This is a genomic window from Corynebacterium gallinarum (assembly GCF_014837045.1).
GTDB lineage: Bacteria > Actinomycetota > Actinomycetes > Mycobacteriales > Mycobacteriaceae > Corynebacterium > Corynebacterium gallinarum.
On the sequence record NZ_JACSPR010000006.1, the window covers coordinates 1 to 22,329 of the forward strand.

Sequence of the window (22,329 nt, forward strand, 5' to 3'; positions counted from 1 at the left end):
GAGGAGCGCGGTCCTGCTATCCTGAGATCTGCTTCCTGATCAAATCCTCCGTGTCTACCATCCGGGGGTCGGGCCCCTGTTCAACGTTTCTCCTATTTAGAGAGAACTACCGATCGCCTAAATTCCCAACTGGGCTTCTCACTTCATTTAGCCAGCCACAAATGGTAGTTGAGCCTAGGTTTTCAGGATGAGGCTTAGAAGAGACGTCAATCACTGCGATTTAACCAAGCCATATATGCCGTAGACATCATCATCCGGCAGCAATATGGTCAATTCTTCGGAACTAACACCCGCTTCCAGAATAAGCGCTTCAATAAACTTCCATTTTCTTTCTTGGACGCCTGGCCAAGCTACAGCACATTTATGAACGTCTAGGTTTGGGTGAGTATCTCGCATATTGGTAAAAACCATCACCCCGCCGACTGGCAAAACCGCATAAAGGCGGCGCAATAGAGCTACAATCTCGTCCTCAGTGAGATACTCAAAAAGGCCCATTGCATCAAGACAATTAGGATTAAATTCGGCTATGACCTCGTCCATCTTTTGGGCATCTTTGATGACATTAAGATTTTCAAAACGCAAAGTATCTTCATTCTTGTCATATTCTTCAGCGAGCTTTTGAGAAAAATCTAAAGCGTCTTGATCGCTGTCTATAAGTAAGTGATCAATTGGCGAGACAAACGCAGTCGAAGCGTCAAAAGTCGGCTGGCCGGTTCCACTAGCTACACTTACCCACCTAATTCTTCCCTGATCAACCAAATTCTTAGACAAAAACCACGTCATAGTATGTGCTCTAGCCCTAATTCCCCTGCCATCATAAGAGTGCTGAAACAGGGCCTTGGTGATTAAATCGAGGCGTTTATTATTGTCTATACGTCGTCGGTCAGGGTTGTGCACATAATAGGTCGCGAATCCGCCGGGCATATGTTGCGCCCATGCTCTCATCGCAGGAGTAAGCCGAAGCATATACCGAGCATAATTATTCGGAGCGTCGGCAGGCATGTCTGGCTTCGTCTTCAAATACAGAGTTAGACCATTTGAAAAAAGGACTAAGGCCCAACGCTGAAGTGTGTAACGCTTCTTGGAGAACCTATCTCGCACAGCCAAACGAACAATCCTGGCCCCACTTTCTGTCCTGTCGATTTTTTGGATCGTTAATGAAAAGAAATTGAAATTTTGCGAGCTCATAGGTAACAACTCCTATTGTAAGTACATTTACTTTTTTATCGATAGTTCTCCTGGTGGAAATGGGGCTTAATGGAGATAACTAGACGATGTATCAAATGTACAGCAAGAAGTTTAGGCGGGTACATAGAAATGCAAAAAGAAGCCACTCGGTGAAATTCACAGAGTGGCTTCTTTAATTGGTACCCCGTACGGGATTCGAACCCGTGTTACCGGCGTGAGAGGCCGGCGTCCTAGGCCTCTAGACGAACGGGGCGCGGTACGCAGAAAACTATATGTCAGCGCGGTTTAATCCCACAAATCAGGTGGTCAGCAGGCATTTTTCAGACACATGACGGCACACATGGAAGGACACCCGCTCCGGCTGTTCTCGGAGGGGTGTCGTGCGTACAGGGATCAGTTTTTAGTTCTTGATCCGACTCTCTCACGTCCACCGGTGGCTTCAACCTGCTGCCACCGCTTTCCGGCTTCGTTTCGGAAGTTTCGTTAACCCGAGTTGGTTGTCCTCGGTGTTACGTCCGTTGTGCCCGTCAGGGGCTTAATGTGCCGGGTGTGGGTTGTTGAAGTGGGTGAAGGTGGGTGTCGAATGACTCCAACGAGGTGTCATCTCTTAGCGAGCTCCTGATTCACGCATCTCTAGCGCTCGGAATCCATGGTTACGGCAATGCCAGCTGCTTCGAGGACGGCTTCGTTGCGTCCGAACTTCGTCTTCTCTTCACTTACTGCCATACACTCTCCTCTACTGGATCGGTTTCCACTGACTCCAGAGCGCCCGTTCCGAAACTCCAGGGATCCATTTCCGCTGGTCAACAGCTGGTTCCTTCGAGATATCGGGATTGAACTTCTCTGTTGAACTCGACTCTAACGTCAGGTCAACAGTGGGTAAAGCCCTTGAGGATAAAGGCATCCTTTTGCATTGATAGGCTTACCCCCGCTAAATGAAAATCCGCAGTTCATCCCGCCAGTATGATCGTCCTGAGCAGGGGGAACGTCAGACGTGTGCGAAATCACGAAAAGCACCGATTCTCAATCTGAGAATCGGTGCCAGTGCGTTGTACCCCGTACGGGATTCGAACCCGTGTTACCGGCGTGAGAGGCCGGCGTCCTAGGCCTCTAGACGAACGGGGCATAAAGGACACGATCACTATGAAAATCCAGCTGATCGCAGCTGGCCTACCAGGACTCGAACCTAGAATGAGGGTACCAGAAACCCTTGTGTTGCCAATTACACCATAGGCCAATCATTGACTTCACCGGACGACCCCACCACATGGCAGATTATCCGACTCCGTGCAACAGGTGAATACTATAGCCACATTCACCCACAACCCACAAACCCGCAGCTAACAGCCCCAAAAAACCCTCTACCCCACTAGTATTGGAAATCCGACCCCACGGACACCTTCAGAGAGGATCCTCTCCGCATGCCTTTCCCAGCACTGCTCATTCCGCTGATCTTCTGGGCCGGCGTGGCCGCATTCTCCTCCTGGGCGGTCAGTCGCGCCTTGCCACTCTCCGCCACCCGCACCGTCCGGATCAATGCGCCCGCAGATGAGGTCTGGGAGCTGGTGACCGATCTCGGCCGCGCATCAGAGTGGAATGATCACATTGTCCATTCCAGCGCACCGGAGGGACTGGAGGAGGGCCGGAAACTGCGCATGCGCACCCGCCATCCGGAGACCGCGCGCCTGCGGGCGTCCTTCCGTCCGACCATCACCGTGCTGGAACCCCAGGCTGAGATGACCTGGGAGGCGAAGATCATCGCCCGCTGGATCCTGGCTGTCACCGACACTGTCCACCTCACCCGCGTGGAGGACAATCTCACCGAGGTCACCCAGACCATGACCTTCAGTGGCATGCTCTCCCCCGGCGTGCCCTTCCTGACCAGCATCGGGCACCTCCAGGACACCTCGAACGCGAAGCTCAAGGCGCTCCTCGAGCAGCGTTAGAGCGCTTTACGACGCCCGAAACCCCCGCTCCCCCTTGCGTAGTCCTATCGTTTTTCGATATGTTTCTATCAACATTCGATAAACGGAAGGATGGGTTATGAACCCACGCATTCTCTGGGCGCTCCGGATAATCTTCGGCATCGGCTTTCTCGGTGCCCTGGCTGTCCAGGTGCTCATGATCACCCAGCTGGTGATCGACACCCTGGAACACGGCACACTCTCACGCACCCCACTGGTGATCCTGGTGCTGCTCTTCGTGGTCGGCTTCGGCCTGGTCCAATTCATCATCATCTGCCTGTTCCGCCTGCTGGCCATGGTGGAACGCGATGAGATCTTCAACCGGCGCGCCATCACCTGGGTGGACAGGATCACCGTTGCCATCGCCCTGGCGGCGGTGCTCGTCCTACCCTTCGGCTACATCCTCGCCGAGCTTGACGACGCCCCCGGCGTGGTCATCGTGGCCATGGTGGTCTCGCTGCTCGTCCTCGGTGTGGCGCTGCTCGTCTACGTCACCCGCACGCTGTTGGCCCGGGCAATCGGGTTCTCCACCGAGCTGGAAGGGGTGATCTGATGCCGATCATCGTGGATCTCGATGTCATGCTGGCCAAGCGGAAAATAGGCGTGGGTGAACTCGCCGAGCGGATCGGGATCACCCCGGCGAACCTGTCGGTGCTCAAGAACGGTCGCGCCAAGGCGGTGAGATTCACCACCCTGGAGGCGATCTGCCGGGAACTGGACTGCCAGCCCGGCGACATCATCCGCTTCGAGGAGTAGGGGGACCTACTCCGCTGCCTGGTACGGGGTGGCCGCCCGTGCCGCGCGCAGGCGGGTCAGGGTGGACTTCCGCCCCAGCAGTTCCATGGACTCGAACAGCGGTGGGGACACGGCCTCACCGGAGATGGCCACGCGCAGGGCACCGTAGGCCACACGGGGCTTCAGGCCCAGTTCCTCGATGAGCGCCTTGGTCAGCGCTGCCTCGATATCGGGGGTGGTCCACTCGGTCACAGCCTCCAGAGCGGCAATGCCGGCGTCCAGGGGCTCGATGGCGGCCTCCTTGAGGTTCTTCTTGGCGGCCTTCTCATCGAGGACCAGATCCTCATCGGCGGTGACGAGGAACTTCAGCAGACCGTAGGCCTCGGCGAGGGTCTTGATGCGCGTCTGGACGAGATCGGCTGCCACCTGGAATTTATCCGCCGGGTAGTCCTCCGGGAAATCGGTGAACTCGCTCAGGTGCGCGCGCAGACGCTCCTCGAACTCCCCGGCGGGAAGCAGGCGGATGTGGTCGGCGTTGATGGCCTCCAGCTTCTTCTGGTCGAAGCGGGCCGGGTTGCCGAGCACATCGGCGATATCGAAGTTGGCCACGAACTCCTCAACGGTGAAGATGTCCTGGTCAGCCGACAGGGACCAGCCCAGCAGACCGAGGTAGTTGAGCATGCCCTCGGGGATGATGCCGTTGGTGCGGTGCTGGAACAGGTTCGACTGGGGATCGCGCTTGGACAGCTTCTTGTTGCCCTCCCCCATCACGAACGGCAGGTGACCGAAGACCGGGGTCTGCTTGGCCACACCGATGCGCTTGAGCGCCTCGTAGAGGGCGATCTGACGTGGGGTGGAGGGCAGGAGGTCCTCGCCGCGCAGGACGTGGGTGATCTCCATCAGGGCGTCATCCACCGGGTTGACCAGGGTGTAGAGCGGCTGGCCGTTGGAACGGGCGACCACGAAGTCGGGCTGGGTGAAGGACTTGAACTCCACCTCACCGCGGACCAGGTCGTTCCACTTCCAGTCCTGCTCCGGCATGCGCAGACGCCAGACGGGCTTGCGGCCCTCGGCCTCGAAGGCGGCGATCTCATCCTCGGTGAGGGTGCGGTCGTAGTTGTCGTAGCCCAGCTTCGGGTCACGGCCGGCGGCGCGGTGGCGCTCCTCGACCTCCTCAGCGGTGGAGTACGCCGGGTAGACCTCGCCGGCGTCGATGAGTTTCTTCAGCACATCCTGGTAGATGTCGGAACGCTGGGACTGGCGGTACGGCTCGTGCGGGCCACCGACCTCCACGCCCTCGTCCCAGGTGAGGCCGAGCCAGTTCATTGCGTCGAGAAGCGCGGCGTAGGACTCCTCGGAGTCGCGTGCGGCATCGGTGTCCTCGATGCGGAAGATCAACTTGCCGCCGGTGTGGCGGGCGTAGGCCCAGTTGAACAGGGCGGTGCGCACCAGGCCCACATGTGGGGTGCCGGTGGGTGAGGGACAGAAACGTACACGAACATCAGTCATGCTGGCTATGGTAATCGCCTGTACCCCGGGAGTGCGCGTCCACCCCGGAAAGCGGTGGGATTAGAATGGATACCCATGGCTACACCCCTTGACCCCCAGGCCCCGCCCACCGCGCCGGATTTCCTCCTCTCGCGGGCGCACGGCTCGGTGCGCACCCAGGGCTCGCAGGAGACCTTCACGGACCCCTGGGACGCCGTGGAGGCCCTGCGCGGGGGGCGCGTGGAGATGGTCGTGGGCGCCCTGCCCTTCGAACGGGACAAACCGGCCGCACTGACGGTGCCGGAGCGCATCATCCGTGAGGACGGCCCCCTGGAGCCGCACGCCTACTACCGCCGCGGTCCCGGGTCGGTGCTCACCGCGCGCGTGGTCGGGATGGATCCCTCCCCCGAGGAGCATTTACGACGCGTGGATGCCGCCATCCGCACCATCCGCAATTCCGCCCTGGACAAGGTCGTGCTGGCGCGTGCCGTCGACATCGCCTTCGACCCCGCGGTGGACCCCCGCCTGGTGGCCGCCCGCCTGATCGACAATTCCTACAACCGCGACGGCTTCATCACCGACCTCACCGCCGCCGGCCCCGGGTTCACCGGCCACATGCTGGTCGGTTCCTCTCCCGAGGTGCTCATCAAACGGCAGGGTTCCACCGTCACCGCCTATCCCCTGGCCGGGTCCGCCCCCCGGTCAGAGGACGCGGCCGAGGACGCCCGACGCGCCGACACCCTTCTTGCCAGCGCCAAGAACCTGGAGGAGCACGCCTATGTGGTGGACCACATCAAGGCGGCGCTCACGCCCCTGTGCTCACGCGTGGACATCCCCGCGCGCCCAGAGCTGACCCGCACCCATGAGATGTGGCATCTGGCCACCCCGATCGCGGGCACCCTGAAGGATCCCTCCACCACGGCACTGGAACTGGCGATCCGGGTCCACCCCACACCGGCGATCTGTGGCACCCCCACCGATGCCGCCGAGGGCCTGATCATCGAGGCCGAATCCCCCCGCAACTTCTACGCCGGAGCGGTTGGCTGGTGTGATGACACCGGTGATGGTGAGTACATGGTGGCCATCCGCTGCGCGGAGGTCTCCGGGGACGGAAAAACCGCCCGCGCGTGGGCGGGCGGTGGCATTGTGGCTGATTCCGATGCTCAGGAGGAGTTCGACGAGACCACGGCCAAGCTGCGCACGATCATGCGCTCGCTGGGCCTGTAGGAGCCGCTAGGACGCCTGCTTCTTCTCCGCACGCAGGACCACATCATCCTTGTGGTGTGCACCTGCGCCACTGCGCACATCGCGTTCGAAGTTCTCCACCACGGTGACGGTGAACTCATCACTTAAGTGATCGGCGATCCACCGGGGCAGGGCCACGGACTCGGATTCTAGATCGTGGTGGGTGATGAACAGGATCCCGCCGGGGGCGACGAGGTTCTCCAGCTGGGCCATGGAGGTCTCATTCGCCGGGATCTGTCCGTAGGAGCAGGTCACCAGATCGAACTGGCGGCCTGATTCGATGGCGAACTCGGTGAAGGACACCTCGATGACCTCGGGGCGTTCGGGGGCGGTGAGTGAGGCGTCGACAAGCTCCCGGGCGCGTCGGACCGCGGTGGGTGCGAAGTCGATCCCGGTTGCCCGCCAGCCCTGCTGCGCCAACCAGATAAGGTCCGCGCCCTCGCCGCACCCGATGTCGAGTGCGGTGCCGCGGGCGGGTTCCCCACCCAGGTAGCTCACCAGCGCCTGATTCGGGCTTCCGCTCCATACCTGCTCATCGGAGGTGTAGCGGGCATCGGCCTCCTCCGGGGTCGCCAGGTGGCCCGGGCCCCGGTGGTCATCGTGCTCGTGGTGGTGGCCCATTTAGGCGTCCACCACCGGGTTGCCCAGCTTGCCCAGACCCGGGATCTCGATCTCGATGAAGTCGCCGTCGACCATGGCCTCGGTGCCCGCGGGGGAACCGGTGCAGATGACATCGCCCGGCAGCAGGGTCATGGAGGCGGTGATGAACTCGATAATCTCACCCATCTTCATGATCATCTGGATGGAGTTGGAATCCTGCTTGAGCTCGGTCTCGCCGTCGTGAGTGAGGCGGGCCTTGATGGGCAGGTTGTCCAGGTCGAAGTTGTCGATGTCGGATTCGATCCAGGGACCGAGCGGGCAGAAGGTGTCGATGCCCTTCGCGCGTGCCCACTGTCCATCGGCGAACTGGAGGTCACGGGAGGAGACATCGTTGACGATGGTGAAGCCCAGAACCACAGACTTCCAGTCTGCTGCCTTGACATTCTTACAGGGCTTGCCGATGACCACGGCGAGCTCTCCCTCGAACTCGACCTTGGTGGCAAAGCTCGGGATGCGGATCGGTGCACCCGGGCCGGTGACGGATGTCGGGGGCTTGAGGAACAGGGTCGGCGGCAGGTGCTCGGCGGATTCCTTGAACACCTCGGCGACGTGGTCGGCGTAGTTACGGCCGATCGCGACGACCTTGCTCGGCAGCATCGGTGCGAGCAGGCGGACATCCTTCAGTGGCCATTCGCGGCCGGTGTGCTTGATCTCGGTGAAGGGGGTTCCTTCAATCTCCTTCGCGGTCAGGTTGGCGATATCATCTCCATCGCCCTCGATGGTGCAGAAACACATTCCCTCTGGGGTGGCAATTCGTCCAAAACGCATAACGGCCATACTACTAGGCTTCCCCCGCGGGGCCCCACCCACCTGGGGAACAGCCGCCGATAGTGGTCGAGGCCACAGACAGGGCCTATTCAGCGATCTCCTTCAAGGTGCTGGCGTTGACCTCCCGGATCTGCGCCAGATACAACTCGGCGCAGGCCAGCGCGTCGGTGAGCGCCTGATGGTTGGAGTATTGCGGCAACCCGTACCGGGTCCGCACCCGCGCGAGGCGGAGATCCTCCCCCCGGGGATAGGTGGACATCTTCTCCATGTGCCGGCGTTCAATGGCGAAGGTGTCCACCACCGGCAGCTGCAGGGGCGCGTCGAAGTACTTCTGGCAGGCCGCGGAGAGGAAATTCTGCTCCATGGGGGCGAAATGTGCGAGCAGGACCCGCCCCCTGAGCGCGGCGAGCAGTTCCGCGAGTGCCTCCTCCAGGTCCACACCGGCGGCCAGCTCATCATCGGTGAGGCGGTGAATCACCGCGGAAGACCCCACGGTGAACCCCTCGGTTCCCCGGATCACCCGGTAACCCGCGCCACCGAGTTCGATGACGCGCCCGGTGACGGGCACCCACCCGATCGAGACGATCTGGTGCTCGTCCGGTTTGAGGCCCGTGGTCTCCACGTCGACCGCCAGCAGGGGCAGCTCATCCAGGCTTGTCGACGGTGGTGGCGCCGGCACATCGTAGAACTCCTTCAGGGCACCCGTGGCGCGTCGGGCCCGCGCCGTGCGCCCGGATCGACCCCGGCCACCGAACACTGTGCTGAACATCAGATGTTCCTCACGGGGTACTTGGTGGCCAGGGCCGTCTGCATGTCCTTGATGATGGTGAAGGCATCACGCAGATGGTCCCGGTCCAGGCGTCCGAGGTTCTTCGGGGCGATGTGGTAGTTCGGCTTCTCCCCCACCTTGATCAGGTGCGCCTGGTGCCGGAAGGCGATGCTGCCCAGGAATTCGAAGGCATCGAGCAGATCCTGTGCACCCTTGGTGGAGACCTGCCCATGCCCCGCGGCGGCCTCGAGGCGTTCCCGGGTGCCGATGGCATCACTGCCGGTGGCCAGCGCATACAATCGCGCCATCTGCACGATGCCGGCGGTCCCGCCCTTCTTCACATCCAGGGTCGCGCCGTATTCCCCCGACCGCTCCACCACGAACCCGCGGAAGAAACCCACCGGGGGGAAACGCCGGGCGGCCAGGGCTGCCAGGTGGGCATGGAACCGCCTCGCACCGCGGGCCATGTTCACCGCGGACTGGTGCACCTGCTGGGCCATCTCGATCTCCCCGTGGATGGCCCGGAAATCGAAGAAGATCTGTGCATTGAGCAGTGCGTCCGGTTCCGGGGCCTGAATCCAGTTGTGGAAGGTGTCCACCCACTCCGAGGCGGTTTTGCGCCACTCCGGGTTGGAGGCCATCATGTCACCCGGGCACAACACCTGCCCGGCTCGGTCCAGGCCGCGGCAGACAAAATCGGTGAGCGCGGCGAAGTAGTCACCGTGTTCCCGTTCATCGTAGGAATCATCCAGCAGCAGGCAGTTGTCCTGATCGGAAGCCAGACCCATCTCCTTGCGGCCCTGGGAGCCGACCACGACGAAGGCGTACGGCACCGGGGGCTTCCCGAACTTCTCCTCCCCCAGGACGAGCAGGCGGCGTGCCAGGGAATCCGCCGCCACCGTGAGCAGGCTGCTGACCTCCTCCGCGGAGGCGCCACGGTCGATGAAACGCGCCGCCACCTCGGAGGCCGACTGGTAGGTGTTGGACAGCTCCTCCACCGTGTTCTTCCGCGACAGATCCGCCGTGAGATAGATGGGATCATGGCGCAGCAGACGCATGATGTCCGCGGCGGTGACGATGCCGGAGATCCGGCCCTCGTCCACGATCGGCAGGTGGTGGATGCGCAACTCAGCCATGAGCAGCATGGCCTCGAAGGCGAGGTCCTGCGAGGTGGCGGTGCGGGGGCTGGAGGTCATGATGGTGGAGACCGGCTGGGAGATATCCAGCGCGGCGGCCACCACACGTCCGCGCATATCGCGGTCGGTGGCAATACCGATGAGCTCCCCGTCGGTCTGGATGAGCAGCGAGGACACGGCGTAGCGCTCCATTGTCTGGGCGGCCTCCCGGATGCTGGTTTCCGGTCCCACCGAGACGGGGTTATTGATCTTGAACTCCCCCAGGCGGGTGCGCAGCACCTTGGAACTGGATTCATTGCGCAGCTGCTCGGCGGCGACCCTGATGCGCTTGGACCAGCTGGAGTAGTACCGGGCCATCTCCGGGTTTCGTTCAGCCAGGGCGAGGACATAATCGCGGGGGATGCTCAGCACCAGGCTGTCCTCCACCGCCACCATGGTGTAGCGGGAGACGGGGTCCTTGGCCATCGTGGAATAGCCGAAGGACCTGCCCGCCTCACGACGGTCCAGCAGGGTGCCATCCTCATCCAGGACATCCACCGCACCGGACCGGATCACCCGGAGGTAGTCATTGTGTTGACCATGCTGAATGATCACATCCCCCCTGCGGAAATACTCCATGATCATCTTGGCGGGCAGGGCATCCAGTTCCTTCTTGGGAAGGCGGATAAAGGGTTCGAAACCGGCGATGAAATCGCGGATCTCCTCTAGTTCAACCGACATGGTTTTCACCTTAGAGAAACAACCAACCCCGGGTGGTGGTTTTCCGCTGTTTAAGCCACCACAGCAGCCGCGATGCGGTCTCCGACCTCGGTGGTGGAAATCGGGGCCTTCGGATCGCGACCAGCCACATCGCGGGCCACGGCCTCCTCGATGCGTACGGCGTTGTCCTCGTCACCCAGGTGGCGCAGCATCATGGCCGCGGACAGGATCGCCGCGGTCGGATCGGCGATGCCCTTGCCCATGATGTCCGGGGCGGAACCGTGAACCGGCTCGAACATCGACGGGTTGGTGCCGGTGGCGTCGATATTGCCGGAGGCCGCCAGACCGATGCCACCGGAGATGGCACCGGCCTCATCGGTGAGGATGTCACCGAAGAGGTTGTCGGTGACGATGACATCAAAGCGGGAGGGGTCGGTGACCAGGTAGATGGTGGCGGCGTCGATGTGGTTGTAATCGACGGTCACCTCCGGGTACTCGGTGGCGACCTCGTCGACGGTGCGCTGCCAGAGGCCACCACCGTGGACCAGGACGTTGGTCTTGTGCACCAGGGTGAGGTGCTTGCGACGCGACTGTGCCAGCTCGAAGGCGTAGCGGATGACACGCTCGGCACCGTAGCGGGTGTTCACCGAGGTCTCATTGGCGATCTCATGGGGTGTGCCCACGCGGATGGCACCACCGTTGCCGGTGTAGGCACCCTCGGTGCCCTCACGGACCACGACGAAGTCAATCTCGCCCGGGTTCTTCAGCGGGGATTCCACACCCTCGTAGAGCTTGGAGGGACGCAGGTTGACGTGGTGGTCCAGGGCGAAACGCAGCTTCAGCAGCAGCCCGCGCTCCAGGACTCCCGGGGGAACGGAACCCGGTGCGCCGATGGCTCCGAGCAGGATCGCGTCGTGGTCGCGCAGCAGCGCCAGATCCTCGTCGGTGAGCAGCTCACCATTGCGCAGGTACCGGCGTGCGCCCAGGTCCAGGTCGGTGGTCTCGATGTCGTCGCGGAGGGCGCGCAGGACCTTGAGGGCCTCGTCGGTGACCTCAGGGCCGATGCCATCGCCACCAATAACAGCAAGTTTCATTTTACGGGATTCCTTTCTCACCATGTGAACTTTTTTAGTTTAGCTGATGGAGTACCGCACGCATCTGTGCAGTGGCACCCACCACCCCGCCGTTGAGGGCCTGATCCAGCTGGGAATCATTGAGACCTGCACGAACGGGAATGGCCACATGGGAGAGAATGCCCAGGAGATCATGCTGTTTGATCATGGCGATCGTGGACAGCCACGAATCCAGGTTGGCCCGGTTGCACAGATGGAGGAATGCCGTGGCATCGATGTCCTCCTGCGCATCGGGGTTACCGGGCAGCAGCATGCTGGCCTGGACCTGCAGCACCTCGGGATCCTCGAAGTCCACGTCCACGGGCATCTCATCCATGGACAGACTGATGCAGCGGGTGTCGGGGTCATACGCCACCCCGTCGACCCCCTGGGCGGCGAACCACTGTTCCACGCGCCGCGGGGTGACCCGGTCGGCGGGTGTGGCATCCCCCACCCCGATATGGAAGCTCTCACCGGGTTGTCGTGGGGACCGCTCCGGGTACAGGGCGTGCAACTCGCGGGTGAGACGGATACCGGTGTTGAGCACCTCGGCGAGGAAGGACTTCAGCTGGGTGACACTGACGCCGTCGCCGATCGGATAGACCAGGGAGGCGGAGACCTCCAGGGGACCCTCATCGGCCTTGAGCACCGATACCAGGCTCGCCGGGTGCTCAGGTGGGGTGTCGATGCTGAACTTCGGCATGGGACCTGCATTGTTGGCCGCGTTGAGAGCCACCAGGCACCGGACATAGTCATCGGTGGTCAGCTCACCCACCCAGGTGGCCTTCGCGATCAGCCAGTCACCGGTGTGGATGACAATGTCGAAATGGGTGGCGGGAATATAGACCCCGATGCCGGAACCGGTGTCACACAGTTCAGCCTCCACCCGCTCGCCACGGAGCAGCTCAACAATGCGCTCGGCCGTCACCTCGGCCCGGGGAATGATCTGCACCATCAGCGTGTCCTTTCGCAGGTGAATCCTTGTCGGGATTCACGCTACCGGGCATCAGATGCAGACCGGCACACCGGGGGTGGTCCGTCTTCTAGAGCTCCAGGGTCGTGGACTGGCCACCGGTGTCCTCACCGGTGACACGTGACTTCACGATCTGTGCCAGTGCGGACATCTTTCCTCCGGGAAGGCCCCAGAACTGGGCGGACTCGGAGGTCACCTTGAGCAGTCCGACTGCCGGGTCGTCCTTACCGTCGAACCACCCCTCGACGTCCTTGTTCCACAGCTCATCAACCTTGGCCGGGTCGTGGACGAACTCGGTGTCGGCCGCCACCGACAACCAGGAACCCGCCTCAGCGACCGACAGGTTCACCTGGGAGCTGGCGCGGAGGGCATCGGCGTGACCTCCGGTCAGTGAGATGAAGAACCAGATATCCGCATCCTCGGTGACCTCCTGCGGAACCATCGGGTGGGACACCAGTTTGCCGTCGGTGGTTGCGGTGGTCATCATGACCCAGCTCGCATCCCGCAGCTTGGCGACGACATCTTCCTTCGTGATTTCCTCTGACATATTGTCTTCCTTCCGGTCGGGGTGACGCGGCGTCCGTGTCGATGTGCCGCCCAGCATAGACATCCCCGGCCACCCGGGCCACGTTCGTGAACACCACGAGAGGGTGACTCAGCTACTTCCGAAGGAGGAACCCGGTAATGGGCCCTCATCGGGATTTTCCCCCCTCCCGAAGTCCAGGGTGTACTCCCCCGGCGTTGCATCGACACAGGCCTGGTAGAGACGTTGCTCCTGCGCACGGACCTCCATGAGCGCGTTATACGTCTGGGGATAGGTGCTCCGCAACAACCCGCCTGCCTGGGTGTCAGGAAAATCGCGGATGGACACGAGCGCCTGGGATGCCGCATCCTGCGAGAACACCGGCTGGATGTGGGTTTCAAACGCCGCATTCATCGGAAGCGAGACAACCTCACCAAAGAGCGGTGTGTGCCCTTTCCTGGCCACCAGGGAGTAATTCGCCACGATGATCTCGGGGACGTTCAGCTCGGCCGGTGTACCCACCCGGAGCAAGGAATAATATTTGTCGAGCTGCTGCCGAAGCTCCGGGTGAGCCGCCTTCAGTTCCTTTTCAGTGACATCGGCGAGCTTCCGTTTCAGCTGTGCGTGCTCACTGTCCGTGAGGGTCACCGAACAGGTGGTGCCCTGAAGCCCGAGCTCCGCAGCGGACACCGCAGGTGCCATGATCGAGATTAACCCGACAACCGCAGTCACGGTGGCCGCACTCTTTAGGGGATGGAGTTTCATCGTTACTCAGCCTCTCGCTGCCGAAGGAAAATGGACTGGTTGGACGGAAAACCGGAATCCTCCCCTGATGCTAAACCGGTGGTTCGCTGTGTGACAGACCCTGTTTCTGGGGGCAGGCACTTTTCACCCCAAAAATGAAAAATCCCGCCCGAAGGCGGGATCTTTCCTGAAACAGCTACCGGTAACGCGAGCGGTTAGCCCAGGTTGACCTGGAAGGAATCGGCATTGAGCTCGGCGGTGATCTCCGCGACCAGCTCCTCCGGAACCTCACGCTCGACACGCAGGATCAGCACGGCGCCATCGCCCTTGGCTGCCTGGGTGAGGGCGGCGGCCTGGATGTTGATGCCGGCGGTACCCAGCTTGGTGCCCACGGTGCCCAGGGCACCCGGTGCGTCGGTGTACTCGAGGAACAGGTTGCGACCCTCGGCACGCATGTCCAGGCCACGGCCATTGATGCGGGTGATCTTCTCGACGCGCTCCAGGCCGGTCAGTGCGCCCACGACGGCGGCGGTGTTGCCCTCGCCGGTGACGACCTTGACCTCGATGACAGAGCGGTGGGTGACGGACTCGGAGTTGGTCTTGACGTCGACGCTCACGCCGCGCTCCTCGGCGATGCGTGGTGCGTTGACGAAGGTGACGGGCTCCTCGATGATGCCGGAGAACAGACCACGGACGGCGGACAGACCCAGGGCGCTGACATCCTCGCTGGAGAGCTCACCGCGGGCGGTGACCTCGAGGGAGACGGGGGTGCCGTCGACAAGCTTGCCGGCCAGCAGGCCGAGCTTGCGGGCGAGCTCCATCCACAGGGCGACCTCTTCGCCGACCTTGCCACCGGAGACGTTCACGGCGTCGGCGACGAACTCGCCGGCCAGTGCCTTGAGCACGGAATCGGCGACGTCGGTGCCGGCACGGTCCTGTGCCTCCTCGGTGGATGCACCCAGGTGCGGGGTGACAACAACCTGCGGCAGCTTGAACAGCGGGGAGTCGGTGCAGGGCTCGGAGTCGTAGACGTCGAAACCTGCGCCACGGATGTGGCCGGACTCGATCGCATCCGCCAGTGCCTGCTCATCGACGAGGCCACCGCGGGCCGCGTTGATGATGATCTGGCCCTTCTTGGCCTTGGCCAGGAGCTCGGCGTTGAACATGCCGGCGGTCTCCTTGGTCTTGGGCAGGTGGATGGTAACGAAGTCGGAGCGACCCATCAGTTCTTCCAGCTCCACGAGCTCTACGCCGAGCTGTGCGGCACGTGCCGGGTTGGCGTAGGGATCGTAGGCGATGATGGTGGTCTCGAAGGCCGCGAGGCGCTGAGCGAACAGCTGTCCGATGTGGCCGAAGCCGACGATGCCGACGGTCTTGCCGAAGATCTCCACACCGTTGAAGGAGGAGCGCTTCCACTCACCGTCACGCAGGGTGGCGTCAGCGGCCGGGATCTGGCGAGCGGTGGACAGCAGCAGGGAGACTGCATGCTCACATGCGGAATGGATGTTGGAGGTCGGGGCGTTGGCGACCATGACGCCAGCCTCGGTGGCGGCGGGGATGTCGACGTTGTCCAGACCAACGCCAGCACGGCCGACGATCTTCAAGTTGGGCGCTGCTGCGATGACTTCTGCATCCACCTTGGTGGCGGAACGCACGAGGAGGGCGTCTGCCTCCTTGACTGCTTCGAGCAGTTCGGGGCGGTTGGGTCCGTCAACCCAACGGACCTCAACTGCATCACCCAGCGCGTCAACGGTGGACTGCGCTAGCTTGTCGGCGATAAGTACAACCGGACGGCCATTCTGGCTCACAAGATACTCCTGGAAGAACTAGGAATGTCCGCCTGCAGCAGGCACGACCGCGTCGGCTGCAGACGTGTCCACGCCGGGTTTTGGCGTGCGACTACGGACATTCTAAACCCACTCCTCCACCGGGGGACACCTCGGGCTGTTTTCATGACACGGGACACACCCTCGGGTCTGTCCCAGCCTCGGCCCCGCCGCCCGGAGTGACCGCGACGCACGTTCCCGGCATCACCGGGTGCGTATTTCCATCAATCGCCAGGTCAGGACCGCAACCCCACCCCGAGACGATGGCCCCCGGGGTGCCAGTGGTTCTCCCCCACCCCGCACCGGAACACACCAAGGGGCCCTGAATATTATTCAGGGCCCCTTGTCGGCCTCCCTCATCCTCGGGTGATGGGGCGGTCTACCGGTGGCGGACTACTGGTAGGAGACGAACCACGGACGTGGGTCGACCTCCTCATAGGTCTGCTGCGGGCTGAAGGTCGGGAAATCCTCGTCGTAGAAGTTCTTCCAGGCCATGAAGAAGCCCGGATCGAGATCCTGGCGCAGGACATTCCAGGTATCGTATTTCTGCCCCGGCGTGCCGTGTCCATCGGCGTGCAGGACGAAGGCGAGCTCAATGTGATCGGTGTTGATCTGTTCGCGGTCACGCAGCATCTGGAGCTGGAACTGGTGCAGGACGAAAGCCTTCTGGGGCAATTCCTCCTCGCGGACCAGGTTGGCCAGCCAGTCAGCGACCTCATTGACCTCGGCGGCCTCCACGGATCCCACACGCGCCATGGGAAGCTCATCCGCCCCGATACGCCACTCTGGATCCAGTGCCAGGCCCACGTTGGGGCGCTTCAGCAGATCCTCATAGATCTTGGCCAGTTCCAGGAAGGTGGAGCGTCCGGGCTGGATGTCAAGCACGACGTACCCGCCGGCCTCGGTGATGGCATCGATGTAGGGCACCAGGTCAGCGGGGTCGAACTCGTTGACATAGTTGCCGTCGGGGCCCGGGAACTCGGAGGCGACGGTGGCGATGATCTCGAAGGCCGGGATGACCGGCTGGTCCTCGAAGGCCTGGTATTCCGCAGCCTTGTCCAGCGCACGCTGGGCGGCCTCGGCCGGGGGCTGCTCACCCATCGCGCCCAGTGCCGGGCCGGAGGGGTGACCGTAGAACGCGATCATGCGCCTGCCCGGGAACACCAGCCCGCCGCCACCGGGGAGTTCCTCGGTGACGGTTTCACCGCGTTCGATCTTGGCGGCCAGCTGCTCACCGGTGCCGAACTGGTCACCCAGTGCCAGCAGTGGCTTGTCGGACAGGCCGGCCACCATCTCCATGTGTTCGGTGTTCAGGCGGGGATCCGGGTAGTCCATGAAACGTACGGGGGCGCCGTAGGCACGGGCGGTGGCCACGGACGAAATCCCGGATTCGGGGCTGGCCAACACGATGGGTGCCATCTCGCCGTCGCGGGCGCTCTGGGCGGGGAAGGCCGGCAGCTCGTCGTCACCACTGGTCTCGGGCACGGTCTCCCATGCCGGCACCAGAAGTGTGTAATCCGCCGGGTCCAGCTCCGCGGTCGCGCGGGAGACTCCGGAAATATCATCGACGGTCTTAGGCTCGAACTGCAGGGCGGTCAGCTGCGCCAGGGACTCATCGGTGCCACGGTCGCGGATCACGGTGAGGTCCCCGGAGTCCTCCAGCCCGGGGAGCGCGTCGCCGACGATGAGGATAGTGGTGGCCCCGAGGCGGTCGATCTCGGCGAGGATGTCCTCATCATTGTGGCCCGGCGCGTGCAGCACGGGGGCGTGTGAGACCACACCGATCGATGCGGCCCGTAGTTCCTGGGCGATGCCGGCACCGGAGACCACTGCGGTGTCGGACTGGTCGAAGAACATCCGGCTGGCTTCCACTCCGGAGTAGTCCGGGTCGCTGACCACGGTCGGCTCTGCCGGGAAGTTCTCGGAGACCGCGCGACTGACATTGGTGGCGCGGGCCTCGCGGAACGGCCGGTTGTCATCCTCCTGGGCAACGACGGCGCTTGTCGACGCCTCCCCCGCCGCGTCATTGTCCCCGGTGTTTTCCCCGGTGCTGGCGCAGGAGGCCAGTCCCATTGCCAGCACCGCCGCGGCGGTGCCTGCTGTCAGTGTTCTCGTTCGGCGCAGTCTACTGCCCATGTGATGGCCTTCCGTGATGCTTCGCTCTTATTTGTCAGGTGGTGAACACAAGTTACCGAGTGGCTACACTATCCACAAAAGCATCAGGCCCGTCGAGCCCCCCCGTGAGATCCTCCTCATCTACATCGCGCACCACCGGTTTACCGATGGCCTCCTCGACCATGGCCAGGAGCTTCTCCCGCCGGTCGGCGAAGAAGGCCTCGGCATTGGAGGAATGCAGGTACTCCGCGCGCAGCAGGTGGGTGGCCAGCATGGCATCGAACTCTGCGTCGTTCATGAGTGATTTCGATTGCACGCGCGGAAGGTAACGCGACGGCGGGGTGTCCCCGATGACCACCTGGGTACGGTCCCCCATCGGGGTTCGGTTGAGGACACTGTGTGCCAGCACCGGGTCGATGCCCCGTTCGTGGCACCAGCGGTCCGGGAAGATCTGGTGGAAGTTGCACCCCAGCTCGTCGAAGGTCCAACGGTCGAATTGTTCACCGGTGCGCCAGTCGCGGGCTCCCCTGCCCATGAGCAGCGCGAAGATTCCCTTCCACACCCCGGTGTCCGGGCCGGCGCTGAGCAGCCGGGATTCGTGGAATACCGTGTCCCGGACGGTTTTCGGTTCAGTGGTGTCACCACCGGTGTCACGGATCCAGGCGGTGACCTGATCGGTGTCACGTCCCGAGCGGGCGATCACTGCCGGGGAGCCGTAGAGCTCGCCGAGGATCCCACTCCAGAACCACTGGTTGAGACGGTCCCAGGAGATGGAGTTGGCCAGCTCCTGTTCGCTGAGCAGGGTGAGGATGACGGCGAGTGGCACCAGCTGGGCGGTGTAGGGCACCTGATCCACGCTGAGGATGCACCGCTGGCGCAGGAACTCGGCGGCCTCCTCGAAACCGGTGCGGATCTCCTCGGCTGCGGGGATGTACTCCTCCCGGGTGAGGTTGAGGATGTTCTCGCGGTGCCCCACGGCCTTGCCCTTGCGGGCGGTGACCAACAGGGACACCGCGGTGAGGAACTCGGTGCGACCGATGCCGTCGAGGGCCGGGTGCTGTCGCAGTCGACGCTCGGTGCGTACCCAGTCATCGCGGAGGGAGAACTCGGTGGCGGTGTTCTCATCAGTGGCGAATACGGCGGTGAGGAGATCGAAGACATCCATCTGCAGCCCCGCAGAGTTCGCCTGGGCGAAGATGGAACCCACTCCCCCCTTCGCGGTTTCCCGGTCCAGCCTGATCATGGGGATGTCATAGGTGACGATCTGCCTGCCCACCTGCGCATGGAATCTCTTGGCGTTCTCCCGCGCACCGTCGCCGGCGAGATCGGCCAGGTCGAAGAGGAGCGAGGCGCCATCGTCGCCAAGCAGCATCGACACGGGAACGCACCCCGCGGACAGTGCCGTTTCCAGATCCTGGATACCGCCGGGGATCTTGGGCCCGAAGTGGGATTTGACCTCACTGTGCTCGTCGACGGCGAACACGGCCTCATCCGGCATGACCGGGGATTCAATCGCCTTGGCCACATCAACGTAGAACTTGCGGCGCACCCGCTTGTTGCGGAAATCGACGGTGTCTACATAACCATCGCCGCGGAGGCAGTGGTAGAGGGAGGTGAGGCGCTGTTGTCCGTCGAGAAGCAGCAGGCCGGGGTCCCGCCCGGTATCGGGCGCTCCGGACAGCGGCCTGGGTCGGAAGCGCATCTGCTCCCCGCGGGTGTCCAGCGCCATGAGCACACCGACGGGGAAACCACGGAGAACGGTGACGATTAGTGTGCGGATGCGGTCGACATCCCAGGAGTAGTCCCGTTGGAAGTCCGGTAGTTGGAGGTCACCCCTGTCAACCCGGGCGAAGAGGTCTGTGAGCGCGTAACTCGGCGTGGAAAAACCCATGGCTCACACTCTATATCAGCACACCGTCTCATGATCGCTGTGCTCGGAGCCCTCCAGTTGGATGGTGGAATGCGTGATACCCAGTTTGGTCAGTTCTGCTTCTGCCCGATCCAACACCCCGCAGGAGAATAGGTGCTCGGAATCGGCATCAACCACAATATGGCAGGTGGCCAGGACCTCCCGGCCGTCAATGCTCCAGATGTGCAGATCGTGGATGTCCTCCACCCCGGGGATGGTACGCAGCACCCGCTCCACCTCGTCGGTGTCCGCCCCGTCCGGAACCCGCTCCAGGAGGATGTTGAGGGCATCACGCAGGAGGCTGAGCGCCCGTGGCAGGATGATCGCGGCGATCGCGATGGAGGCGATGGTATCGGCCGGCATCCACCCGGTGTAACGGATGATCAGACCGGCGATGATCACCGCGACCGATCCCAGCATGTCACTGAGTACATGGAGCAACGCGCCACGCATGTTGATGTTGCCGTCCTGGTGGCGCATGAGCACCAAGGCGGAGACACCGTTGGTGAGAAAACCGATGACCGCGACGATGAGCATGAGGCCGGTCTGGATCTCGGTATCGGACCCCAGGCGCATGATCGCCTCCATCACGATCCACACCGCCACCGCGGACACCACGAGCGCATTGGTCATTGCGGCGAGCACCTCGACGCGCTTGAAGCCGTAGGTGGCGCGGTCAGTGGGGGCCCTGCGTCCGATGAACATGGCCACCAGCGCGATGATCAGCCCCGTGGAATCCGAGAGCATGTGCATGGCATCGGCCAGCAGCGCCAGCGACCCGGAGATCAATCCCGCGATAAGCTCCGCGAAGAAGACCGTGGCAGTGAGGATGAGGACGGCGGCAAGTGCCTTCAGGGAATTGGGCGCGTGGGAGTGCCCGCTGAAACCACTGTGATGGTGATGCTCGGCGTGGTCGTGGTGATTGTGCGCCTGCCCGTGCGTAGTCATATCCTTAGCCTGTCATACTTTCATCCTTATTGAAAGTTTGTTGAAAATTGAAAATGGGTGTCGAAAGCTCCCCCTACCTGCAGAAATGGAAACCGGTTTCAATAGCCCTACACACCCAGCACCATATCCGGGTCATACTCCACCAGATAGATGAATCCGTCCTCGGCCGCTGTCGCGATGCCCATCCGGTAGTTCTCCGCAGGCCCGGCGGGGCGCTCCATGGCAAGGATGATCGTGGCGATGTACCACTCCGCGCCCGCAGGAGTGAAACAGGTGAGCAACACGGCCCGTAGCTGAACTCCCCCGCCACAGCCTGTTCTGCCAAGTCCGCCGCGACTTCTTCGGCCCCGTCGTCGATGGTATCGCCCCACGGGCGAAAGTAGTGCTCCACCATCTCCTCAAGACGAGACTCAAGACTCTTCTCAACCACCTGGGCTGACCCCGAGGATCCGGCGGAGGAGAAGTCACTGGGAATGGCACCCGCACTAGCCGTTCCGGAGAATGTGAAACCAACCACCAGCACCGCAGCTGCACACTTTCTTCCTGTACCCATGCCATCATCCCACCGGTGCCCCACGCATTCCCGGAAGATCAGTAGTACATCTGATCACGTCGGCGCATGGAACAACCACAGCTGCCCCGCAGGGACACCGTGAGCGATCCGGTTGGATCCTGCACAGGGCCGCTGAGGGAACACTGGAGACGAGAGGCTAGGAACCCTGTGCACCCCAGTCGTGGAAGCGCCCACGCTGATAGAGCAATGGTTGTACGCCCCCAGCGGTGCCACACTCCCTCACCGCAACGGTGACGATGGCGTGGTCACCGCCCCGGAAGACATCAACGATCTCACCGGCGAACCACACGGCGGATCCGTCGATAATGGGCACCTCACGGCCACGCCGGATAATCTCCACCCCGGCGAAACGGTCAATGTCACGGGTGGCGAACTGGCGGGCAAGCGGACCCTGGCCGTCCGCCAGGACGGAGACACCCACGGGCGCACCTGCCGTCAGGTACGGAATCGACGAGGAGGTGGAGGCGACACTGAACATCACCATCGCCGGCTCGAGTGACAGTGAGGTGAAGGCACTGACGGTCAGCCCCACGTCCCTTCCCCCGCCATGCGTGGTCACGATGGTGACCCCGGAGGGGAAGGTTCCCACGGCCTCCTTCAATTGCTCACCTGTCACTGTGAGATCGGCGCACGTCATGGTTCTAGTTCTCCTTCTGGGCCCTGGAGTAGCCGGGCTCCCACTTGAGCTGAGCCTCTGGTGGCGAGGGGATGCCGGTGAACTATGTGCAACCAGCACGACCCCGGCGGCCGCCTGGTGCAGTTCCAACACGGTTGTGCCCTCGTCGATGATAATGGAGTAACACCCCCGGGTGGCGATCAGGTGGCCGCATCCGCCACACCCGGGCATTCCGGGATCTGCAGGATCATGAAGCTCGGACGCACTGCGTCACGATTCTCGTCGGGGCACCCGATGCCTTCACGCGTGGGAAACATGGCCCCTCCCCCAATCACCA

General features: G+C 62.6%; 20 protein-coding genes and 3 tRNA genes. 4 read left to right on the plus strand and 19 right to left on the minus strand.

Going from position 1 to position 22,329, the window contains the following annotated elements; translation table 11 throughout:
• Positions 1-210 precede the first annotated feature (210 nt).
• The 4 genes from H9627_RS09080 to H9627_RS09095 form a co-directional block, all read right to left on the minus strand.
• Positions 211-1,188, minus strand: coding sequence for a class I SAM-dependent methyltransferase (locus tag H9627_RS09080; protein WP_191733729.1), 978 nt, complete (start codon positions 1,186-1,188; stop codon positions 211-213).
• 177 nt (positions 1,189-1,365) lie between these two features.
• Positions 1,366-1,441: transfer RNA gene (locus H9627_RS09085), tRNA-Glu, on the minus strand.
• 799 nt (positions 1,442-2,240) lie between these two features.
• A tRNA-Glu gene (locus H9627_RS09090) sits at positions 2,241-2,313 on the minus strand.
• A gap of 40 nt (positions 2,314-2,353) precedes the next feature.
• A tRNA-Gln gene (locus H9627_RS09095) sits at positions 2,354-2,425 on the minus strand.
• 184 nt (positions 2,426-2,609) lie between these two features.
• On the opposite strand from H9627_RS09095, the gene H9627_RS09100 reads away from it, so the two are divergent.
• The 3 genes from H9627_RS09100 to H9627_RS09110 all read left to right on the plus strand — a co-directional run bounded on the left by H9627_RS09100 (position 2,610) and on the right by H9627_RS09110 (position 3,908).
• Entirely contained in the window at positions 2,610-3,134 is a 525-nt protein-coding gene (locus H9627_RS09100) for an SRPBCC domain-containing protein (RefSeq protein ID WP_191733730.1), read from the plus strand.
• 97 nt (positions 3,135-3,231) lie between these two features.
• Positions 3,232-3,705 carry a DUF2975 domain-containing protein gene (locus H9627_RS09105; RefSeq protein ID WP_191733731.1) on the plus strand — a complete coding sequence of 158 codons (474 nt, stop codon included), beginning with the start codon at positions 3,232-3,234 and terminating at the stop codon, positions 3,703-3,705.
• Positions 3,705-3,908 carry a helix-turn-helix domain-containing protein gene (locus tag H9627_RS09110; RefSeq protein WP_191733732.1) on the plus strand — a complete coding sequence of 68 codons (204 nt, stop codon included), beginning with the start codon at positions 3,705-3,707 and terminating at the stop codon, positions 3,906-3,908. Before H9627_RS09105 ends, H9627_RS09110 begins: the two co-directional genes overlap by 1 nt.
• 6 nt (positions 3,909-3,914) lie before the next feature.
• Here H9627_RS09110 and gltX read toward each other — a convergent pair whose 3' ends face one another.
• Positions 3,915-5,396 carry a glutamate--tRNA ligase gene (gene gltX / locus H9627_RS09115; RefSeq protein WP_191733733.1) on the minus strand — a complete coding sequence of 494 codons (1,482 nt, stop codon included), beginning with the start codon at positions 5,394-5,396 and terminating at the stop codon, positions 3,915-3,917.
• Between the two features lie 75 nt (positions 5,397-5,471).
• Here gltX and H9627_RS09120 point away from each other — a divergent pair, with 75 nt between their 5' ends.
• Positions 5,472-6,602 carry an isochorismate synthase gene (locus H9627_RS09120; protein ID WP_191733734.1) on the plus strand — a complete coding sequence of 377 codons (1,131 nt, stop codon included), beginning with the start codon at positions 5,472-5,474 and terminating at the stop codon, positions 6,600-6,602.
• Positions 6,603-6,608: 6 nt separating this feature from the next.
• Here H9627_RS09120 and H9627_RS09125 read toward each other — a convergent pair whose 3' ends face one another.
• The 14 genes from H9627_RS09125 to H9627_RS09190 all read right to left on the minus strand — a co-directional run bounded on the left by H9627_RS09125 (position 6,609) and on the right by H9627_RS09190 (position 22,013).
• Complete coding sequence (locus tag H9627_RS09125; RefSeq protein ID WP_191733735.1) at positions 6,609-7,241, minus strand: class I SAM-dependent methyltransferase; 633 nt, start codon at positions 7,239-7,241, stop codon at positions 6,609-6,611.
• Positions 7,242-8,048: a fumarylacetoacetate hydrolase family protein gene (locus H9627_RS09130; protein WP_191733736.1), complete on the minus strand. Its 807-nt coding sequence runs from the start codon at positions 8,046-8,048 to the stop codon at positions 7,242-7,244.
• Between the two features lie 85 nt (positions 8,049-8,133).
• Complete coding sequence (locus H9627_RS09135; protein ID WP_191733737.1) at positions 8,134-8,817, minus strand: exonuclease domain-containing protein; 684 nt, start codon at positions 8,815-8,817, stop codon at positions 8,134-8,136.
• Positions 8,817-10,673: a DUF294 nucleotidyltransferase-like domain-containing protein gene (locus H9627_RS09140; RefSeq protein ID WP_191733738.1), complete on the minus strand. Its 1,857-nt coding sequence runs from the start codon at positions 10,671-10,673 to the stop codon at positions 8,817-8,819. Before H9627_RS09140 ends, H9627_RS09135 begins: the two co-directional genes overlap by 1 nt.
• Before the next feature lie 50 nt (positions 10,674-10,723).
• A complete protein-coding gene (locus H9627_RS09145) occupies positions 10,724-11,746 on the minus strand; it encodes a 3-isopropylmalate dehydrogenase (protein ID WP_191733739.1) in 1,023 nt (340 codons plus the stop codon).
• Between the two features lie 34 nt (positions 11,747-11,780).
• The gene (locus tag H9627_RS09150) at positions 11,781-12,719 is read right to left on the minus strand and encodes a type III secretion system chaperone family protein (RefSeq protein WP_191733740.1); all 939 of its coding nucleotides are present in this window, start codon (positions 12,717-12,719) and stop codon (positions 11,781-11,783) included.
• An 88-nt stretch (positions 12,720-12,807) separates the two neighbouring features.
• Entirely contained in the window at positions 12,808-13,284 is a 477-nt protein-coding gene (locus H9627_RS09155) for a pyridoxamine 5'-phosphate oxidase family protein (protein WP_191733741.1), read from the minus strand.
• A gap of 108 nt (positions 13,285-13,392) precedes the next feature.
• Positions 13,393-13,992 carry a hypothetical protein gene (locus H9627_RS09160; protein WP_318247775.1) on the minus strand — a complete coding sequence of 200 codons (600 nt, stop codon included), beginning with the start codon at positions 13,990-13,992 and terminating at the stop codon, positions 13,393-13,395.
• A 227-nt stretch (positions 13,993-14,219) separates the two neighbouring features.
• Positions 14,220-15,812: a phosphoglycerate dehydrogenase gene (gene serA, locus H9627_RS09165; protein ID WP_191733743.1), complete on the minus strand. Its 1,593-nt coding sequence runs from the start codon at positions 15,810-15,812 to the stop codon at positions 14,220-14,222.
• A gap of 411 nt (positions 15,813-16,223) precedes the next feature.
• Positions 16,224-17,966: an MBL fold metallo-hydrolase gene (locus tag H9627_RS09170; protein WP_191733744.1), complete on the minus strand. Its 1,743-nt coding sequence runs from the start codon at positions 17,964-17,966 to the stop codon at positions 16,224-16,226.
• A 52-nt stretch (positions 17,967-18,018) separates the two neighbouring features.
• Complete coding sequence (locus H9627_RS09175; protein WP_191733745.1) at positions 18,019-19,836, minus strand: GmrSD restriction endonuclease domain-containing protein; 1,818 nt, start codon at positions 19,834-19,836, stop codon at positions 18,019-18,021.
• A 15-nt stretch (positions 19,837-19,851) separates the two neighbouring features.
• The gene (locus tag H9627_RS09180; RefSeq protein ID WP_191733746.1) at positions 19,852-20,802 is read right to left on the minus strand and encodes a cation diffusion facilitator family transporter; all 951 of its coding nucleotides are present in this window, start codon (positions 20,800-20,802) and stop codon (positions 19,852-19,854) included.
• A 107-nt stretch (positions 20,803-20,909) separates the two neighbouring features.
• A complete protein-coding gene (locus tag H9627_RS09185) occupies positions 20,910-21,086 on the minus strand; it encodes a hypothetical protein (protein ID WP_191733747.1) in 177 nt (58 codons plus the stop codon).
• Between the two features lie 426 nt (positions 21,087-21,512).
• Positions 21,513-22,013 carry a flavin reductase family protein gene (locus H9627_RS09190; protein ID WP_191733748.1) on the minus strand — a complete coding sequence of 167 codons (501 nt, stop codon included), beginning with the start codon at positions 22,011-22,013 and terminating at the stop codon, positions 21,513-21,515.
• Between the last annotated feature and the right edge of the window lie 316 nt (positions 22,014-22,329).